Genomic DNA, 6,763 nt, shown 5'->3' with positions numbered 1-6,763 from the left:
ACTTCACCAGGATGAAAAATATTCGTCTGGAATAGTCATGCTAAGCTTTAAGGACTCGATGAGTGGCTGAGGAATCGCCATCGTTACTGTATCTGGCATGACGGACGCGTAGTCTGGAAAAAGCCGTGAACGCAAAAACCTGGTCCGCATGGGATTAGATAAGGAAAGAGCATATGCGTATAGCAGAACACGTATGTGCGGATGGGTGGTAGCTCAAGACTCATAATAGTGCCTATTCAATCCAAGAACTTTTCAACACTTTTATGATTTCTTTTTTGTCGAAAAAAAATAGATAGGCTATTCCGTTGGAGCCCTCTTTTCCTACCCGTTTAGTAGTGAGATTGACTAATAAAGTTTCATCATCTAATTTGGAAAATATGGTGTTTGACTTTCTTCTTTTAGTATTAATGTCTTTGCAAAGAATAGCTTTTCCATCATAAAAGGAGGAATTATTTTCAAGTCGTTGCCATAGTCGTTTAGCTTTTTCTGATTTGTCTGATATGACTTTTTGCTCGTTTAAATTAAGCTTTGTGGCAATATATTCTGTGGAGAACATATTGTAATTCCACCCATTTCGCAACAAAGTATCAACAGCAAATAACCTAATTTTGGCGTTTTTGTCTTTTTTTATGTAGTCAATTGCTAACCTAAATTGTTCACAATAGTCGGGGTTGGTTTGCTGAGCATTTGAAGTGTAGCACAACAGGATTAATACTGTATATAAAATTTTTTCATGCACTTTCATTATTCACAACGTCCAGATATGGAATGTGCCTCTAAACTTATCCACTAAAGTATTTGAGTTTGCATTCTGTTCCAAAGTAACTCTCAGTAGTGGCATGTGCTATATGAATTTTGTTGGGCTTAGTTATTTCCACCTGTTTGTTCGTTCCGCCTTTTCACGAAATTCAGATGCCAGGGAGTTGAATCTTGCTTTTAGTAATATCGCCCTGCCTTCAGAATTTCTAGCAAAAATGAGTGTACAACTTCCAACTAATTTATTCCAGTAGTTGGCTAGCTTGGTTGCCATTGTTTTGTGTTTACCTAGTATGTCAGGTACTGAATGATAGTCCCTTTGGTTGATCATGTTGAACAAGGTGCTCCGCCGAATTATTAGGTATCTGGGATTGTCCACAGGTGTCACAATTTCTTGAAGAGACTTAATGAAGACAGCTTTTTCAAAAGTCGTCCCGCCTTCTAAGTGACAGAAGACCTCTCCAAAACGATTGACAGAAGATTCTACAGTTAGATTTGATATGTCCGTTTGAATGTGTTTAGTATCAACTAATGTTCGAAGAAGGGAATTTCCAATTCGATGAATGTCTTTAGAAATGTCTCTATACTTAACAAATAATTTAAAGGCTATAAAAAGCTGCCTTCCGAAAAAAGCAAATGCCCCAAGAATGAAGAACACTAAAATAGACCACCTTCCATCCTGGGTTCTAAATAAGTCTCTTAATCTAGGGAGCTGTTCTAGGAATTCTTGAGCATAAAATGTTAGACCCAAGCCTAGTTCAAATAATAAGTATTTTATGGTCTTGTTCAAATAGAGTTTTTTAAGCGTTTGATAGTCTTCCTCTTCTTCAAATGGAAGTTTGATTTCCTCAATCAGAGAGGTTCCATTGCCAATTGCTTCGTACCATTGATTTCTCAATAGTTCTCTTTCAGCAGCAGATGAAAACATCCTTTTATTAAAAGCGGAGATTGCCGACTTATCCAATGGTTTCGGAATTACTAATCGGCCAAGTCCGTTTTCAATAGTTCTAATCTCCCTTTCCGATATCCCTACAAAACTTTTGAATCTTCTTCGCAAAGTCTCAAGGTCTTTACCTCCATTTGGGCTAGTTGGATCGCTGCATAATAAATGCCAAATATTACCTGTTTTTTCATGGTTGGATCTAACAGTTCTGATTGCCCTTCCTCTCATTTGATTCGACAACACAAATGAGCCAACAAAACTGGCAAGAACAAGTACATTTATGGAAGGAGCATCCCAACCTTCTCCCAGCAATGATTTTGTTCCTACTAAAACAGTAATTTCTCCGGATTCAAATGTTTGAGTCACGATGTGAACTATATCGTGTCTCAGTTTATCATTCACATTAACTATCAAATAATTTGAATCATATTGAAGAGGTTGAGTGTTCACAGTATGTATCCCATATTTAGCAGCTACCTCAGTTAGTTTACCAATTGCTGATTCAGGAATAATTATTAATGAACCAGTAAGAACACCAATTTTTAGACCGTCAATTTTTTTTCTTCTGAGACTTTCAAATATTGGAATTACCCCAAGTTTATTGATGTCGATAGTGTCTGATAAATATTCCTTTCTAATAAAGTCTCCAAGTATGACTTGCCTTAAATCGTTTTTGAGGTTCTTAGATTCAAATTCAGTGATACGGCTAATACTTTCTAACTTTCCGAGGCTAGATGTAAGTAATTTTTCAAGTTTCGAATCGTCTATAAAATTGATTCGGCCTCTTTCCATTAATCCGGCCTTTTTCAGAACAAGTGTAACGCTCTTTTGATGTTGAATGACTTGATCATCTTCTTCCTCAAACTTCTTTAAATAGTATTCTAGAAGTATTTCTAGCCACTCTTTTGTCAATTTTGGGAGCTGTGAAAGCTTGTTTCCAGTAATCTTGACATGGTGATCTTCTACTTGAAATTTATTGTGATTTAAGAATATAAGTATAGCAGAATAATACCCCATGTTAGAGTAAATCCAATCTAGTTGGGTTTCAGGAGTCCTGATAAGTTCTGTAGATCCGAGATGTTCTACGATTCTCTTATCCTGAGCGAATAAATCAAAGGCTTCTCTTGTTGTTTTTCGATATTCATTGATTTTTGTAAGTTCATTATCGGTGGGTTCTGAAATGACTAGATAGTCCTGATGTGGGCAAAGGTCACCTTCTTTGATAAGTTCGGGTACAGATATTTCAGTATCCACTGGGCCATTTAGTTCAAGGTACCTTGACCACTCTGAATAGGACACATCGTATGGAGGAGTTGCGGTTAGACCCACTATAGTTGTGTTGAGGTTGTTCTTTATTTGGATGAGACTCTCCCACCATGCGTTTTTTAAATGATGAGCTTCATCAACAATGATGACGCCAAGACTTACGCCTTCAAGAGCTTGAATTACTTCATTCAGTTTGGTTGGTTTAGAACTATTGTCTTCTTCGCACGATTCAGATTCCAGCTCTTCAAATTCATCTTCAACTTCCTTCCCATCTGTGCAGGCCGCATGCAATCCTTGGTATGTCGATACCGTCACTAGTTTAGGATCTTTTATACTTGTAGAGATCCATTCTGGTCGTTGGTCAGCCGGCAGGAATAATTCACAAAATCTTTCTACCCACTGATTTCTAATAGCAATGGTTGGGGCGAGAATTAAAGTTGGCTGGTTAAGCCTTGTCATTACCTCCAGTCCAAGAACTGTTTTACCAGAACCAGGTGGGGCAATTACATGTAAGTGATTATCATCAAGGTGTTCTTCCAGTTCATCAAGTACACGCTTTTGATAGTTTCTCCATGGGTACTTGAATATAATGTTCTCTGGAAATTCTTTCAATCTGGCAGTTTCTAAATTGAATCAAACGGCAAAATAAGGCGCGTGGCCCTACCAAGGCAATGAAAAACTAAACTAGCTAAATCTACTGTGAGATGCAACGGGGTTATAGAGCGTTTTAATTTCTTTTAATTCGTAATTTCTGATTCAAGATTTTTAGGAGCTTTACCCTCCCATCTATTAATTTCATTTCCACTTGGGTCAAAAAGAATATAAGATGGATAAGCTTTAGTGTTTAACGCACTGGCCATCACTCCGTGTTGATCCCAAAGACTGGGCCAAGAAATAAGCTGCTTTACATCTTTATGGTTTTCTCTAAATGTTTTTAAGTTAGGATCATTCCACAACGAAACAAATAGAATTTTGTCTCCAACATCATCATATGTTTTTCTTAAGTCCGGAATTCCTTTGATACACGGACCGCACCAACTACCCGAAATTGCTATTAGCATATATTTCTTATTGTTTGGTGCTATTTTTATTTGATTTTTAAGACTGTCTAGTGCTTGAATTTTAATCAAATTCCCGTCATTATAAATGTTCGCAGGGTCATTTAAGTGAGATGATAAAATTTCGGTTGACCAGTTATTAATATTCCTTTGTTGACTAATTTCTAGAAGGTTTTCAAGCACCGATATTTCTGTGACAACTTTAAGATTCTGGATGATTGACTTTGCTTCTAATGCTAGAATTGGCTCCAAAGTTTTATCTGGTCTTGGTTCATAAGGAAACAAGCTCCATTGGTTACTGGATTCAAAAATCTTATTTAATTCAATTTGATGTTCGCTCAAATTTGTGAAGGTTATATCGTAATCCTGATCAACTGTTACTTCGATATTACTTGTTTCAGATTGGACCCAAATCATTGAAATAATATTGAAGTTTGAGTTCGATTTGTGTCGCATGAAATATACCGCATTAGGATAGTTCTCAAGTTGAATTTCGTTACTACCAACCTCCACTTCTATTGGATCTATTGTGATTTTTTCTGCGATTTTCAGGTGTTTGATTTTATCCTCACTTTTAACAATCAAAGTGAATGCAAGTAAGTTGTTCACGGAAATTAATAGAAGGAGGAAAACAGCGGTTTTAATGAATTTCATAATAATTTCTTATGTGCGTTTTACGCAATGTGGAATTTCCCACAACTACCTTATATCACCTCTAAATCTAACGGATTTTAAGAAAAATTACTCATCCAGCAAGTCCGGGCGCTTCTTTTTGGTCAGTGCTACGGATTGGTCGTGGCGCCAGGCCTCGATTTTGGCTTCGTGGCCGGAGAGGAGGATGTCGGGTACCTTCCAGCCTTTATATTCGGCCGGGCGGCTATAGACGGGTGGGGCCAGGAGGTTGTCCTGGAAGGAATCAGTGAGGGCGGAGCTTTCATCATTGAGGACTCCGGGGACCAGCCGGATCAGGGCATCCGCCAGCACCATGGCAGCAAGCTCTCCCCCGGAGAGTACATAATCCCCAATGCTGATCTCACGGGTGACCAGGTGGTCACGGACGCGTTGGTCCACACCTTTGTAGTGGCCACATAGCAAGATCATGTTTTTGTTTAGGGATAATCCGTTGGCAATCCCCTGGTTCAAGGTTTCTCCGTCGGGGGTGAGGTAGATGACCTCATCATAGTCTCTTTCTTTTTTAAGCGCGGTGATGCAATTGTCGATGGGCTCAATGGTCAGCACCATGCCGGCACCGCCTCCAAAGGCATAGTCATCCACACTTTTTTGTTTGTGCGTGGAGTAGTCCCGGATGTTGTGGATCTCTATCTCTACCAGGCCCTTGGTCATTGACCGACGAACGATGCTTTGGTTCATGGGGCCTTCAAACAGCTCCGGGAGGCATGTGAGGATATCCAGTCTCATTTCATGGATCTAAATATACATCTAATAAGCCGTCTGGCAGGGAAGTCTGGATCCTCGATTGCTCCAGGTCAACAGACAGCATGATCTCTTCTTCCATGGGGATCAGGATTTCCTTGCCCTGATGATCCACACTCATCAGCATGTTGTTGGGAGCTTCAATGATTTCCAGCACGGTCCCAATGAGCTTTTCCTGCTCAAATACCTGGCAGCCGATCAGGTCATGATAGTAATACTGTCCTTTTTTCAGTTTGGGTAGAGCGGAAAGGGGCAAGAAGGCCCTTTTTCCAACGAGCTCTTTTGCTGCGTCCTGGGAATCGATGTCTTCAATGGTCAGCCGGGCCTGGTCACCACGGAGACTGATCTCCTGAATAAAAAAAGGAACCAACTTTCCATTGATCTCAAGGAAAATTGATTCCAGTTTCTTGTAGTGATCCGGCTGGTCTACGTCCAGCAGGAGTATAAGCTCACCTTTCAGGCCATGAGTCTTGACGACATTACCCAATTCAAAGTAATTGTCATAACTCATTTACAAAGCATTTATTTTGCTTCTTTGTCGTCTCCTTCTTTTTCTGCGGGAGCTTCTTCTTTTGCTTCTTCAGCTTTAGCCTCAGGAGCCTCCTCTTTCTTTTCAGCTTTTGGAGCCTCTTCCTTTGGTGCTTCTGCTGGCTTTTCTTCAGCTTTAGGGGCTTCCTCCTTAGGAGCCTCAGCTTCTGCAGGCTTTTCTTCCGCTTTAGGAGCTTCCTCAGCTTTGGCTTCTTCTTTAGGAGCCTCCTCAGCTTTAGGTGCTTCCGCAGCAGGTGCTTCTGCCTTAGCCTCCGTTTCTGCTACAGCTTCCTGGGCTTCCTCTTCAAGTGCTTTTTCCTCTTTGCTGGCTCCTGCATCAGCTACTTCTGCAGCAAGTGCAGCGTCAGCTTCTTTCTTACGGGCCGCAATGGCTTCAGCTCTCGCATCTGATACTTTCTTCTCAGCTTCAAGTCTGGCTTTGGCGCTGCTTGCTTTTTCTTTGGCTAGTTTGTCAACTTTAGACTGGATCTTGGCTTCTTTTTCTGCCATCCAGGTTTCAAATTTTTTATCCGCCTCTTCCTGAGTAATAGCACCTTTGTTCACACCGATCTGTAAGTGCTTCTTGTACATGATTCCTCTGTATGACAACATAGCTCTTACTGTGTCTGTAGGTTGTGCACCTTTCATGACCCAGTCAAAGGCCTTGTCATCATTAAGTACGATAGAAGCAGGATTGGTGTTAGGATCGTAGGTTCCGATTTTTTCAATGAACCGCCCGTCTCTGGGGGCTCTGGAATCGGCTATCACTACATCATAG

6 protein-coding genes are annotated in these 6,763 nt (G+C 40.4%); all 6 read right to left on the bottom strand.

Annotated elements, in window-relative coordinates:
* Positions 1 to 232: 232 nt before the first annotated feature.
* On the bottom strand, positions 233 to 703 hold the full coding sequence (locus tag RLO81_RS10735) for a hypothetical protein (RefSeq protein ID WP_350111273.1): 471 nt from the start codon (positions 701 to 703) through the stop codon (positions 233 to 235).
* A 165-nt stretch (positions 704 to 868) separates the two neighbouring features.
* Positions 869 to 3,577: a DEAD/DEAH box helicase family protein gene (locus RLO81_RS10730; protein WP_350111270.1), complete on the bottom strand. Its 2,709-nt coding sequence runs from the start codon at positions 3,575 to 3,577 to the stop codon at positions 869 to 871.
* A gap of 125 nt (positions 3,578 to 3,702) precedes the next feature.
* A complete protein-coding gene (locus RLO81_RS10725; RefSeq protein ID WP_350111267.1) occupies positions 3,703 to 4,677 on the bottom strand; it encodes a TlpA family protein disulfide reductase in 975 nt (324 codons plus the stop codon).
* An 87-nt stretch (positions 4,678 to 4,764) separates the two neighbouring features.
* Positions 4,765 to 5,442: a tRNA (guanosine(37)-N1)-methyltransferase TrmD gene (trmD, locus tag RLO81_RS10720; protein ID WP_350111264.1), complete on the bottom strand. Its 678-nt coding sequence runs from the start codon at positions 5,440 to 5,442 to the stop codon at positions 4,765 to 4,767.
* Between the two features lies 1 nt (position 5,443).
* Positions 5,444 to 5,968, bottom strand: coding sequence for a ribosome maturation factor RimM (gene rimM / locus RLO81_RS10715; RefSeq protein ID WP_350111261.1), 525 nt, complete (start codon positions 5,966 to 5,968; stop codon positions 5,444 to 5,446).
* An 11-nt stretch (positions 5,969 to 5,979) separates the two neighbouring features.
* Positions 5,980 to 6,763, bottom strand: a 784-nt coding sequence (locus RLO81_RS10710) for a 30S ribosomal protein S16 (protein WP_350111258.1), incomplete at its 5' end; no start/stop codon positions are given.

This window comes from Fulvivirga sp. (assembly GCF_040220315.1).
GTDB lineage: Bacteria > Bacteroidota > Bacteroidia > Cytophagales > Cyclobacteriaceae > Fulvivirga.
The sequence above is the reverse complement of the archived record's forward strand: the minus strand, read 5'-3'. Positions and strand labels throughout refer to the sequence as shown.

Coding starts and splice junctions, on each gene's coding strand:
- RLO81_RS10725 (WP_350111267.1), bottom strand. CDS start 4,677: ATGAAATTCATTAAAACCGCTGTTTTCCTCCTTCTATTAATTTCCGTG.
- rimM (WP_350111261.1), bottom strand. CDS start 5,968: ATGAGTTATGACAATTACTTTGAATTGGGTAATGTCGTCAAGACTCAT.
- trmD (WP_350111264.1), bottom strand. CDS start 5,442: ATGAGACTGGATATCCTCACATGCCTCCCGGAGCTGTTTGAAGGCCCC.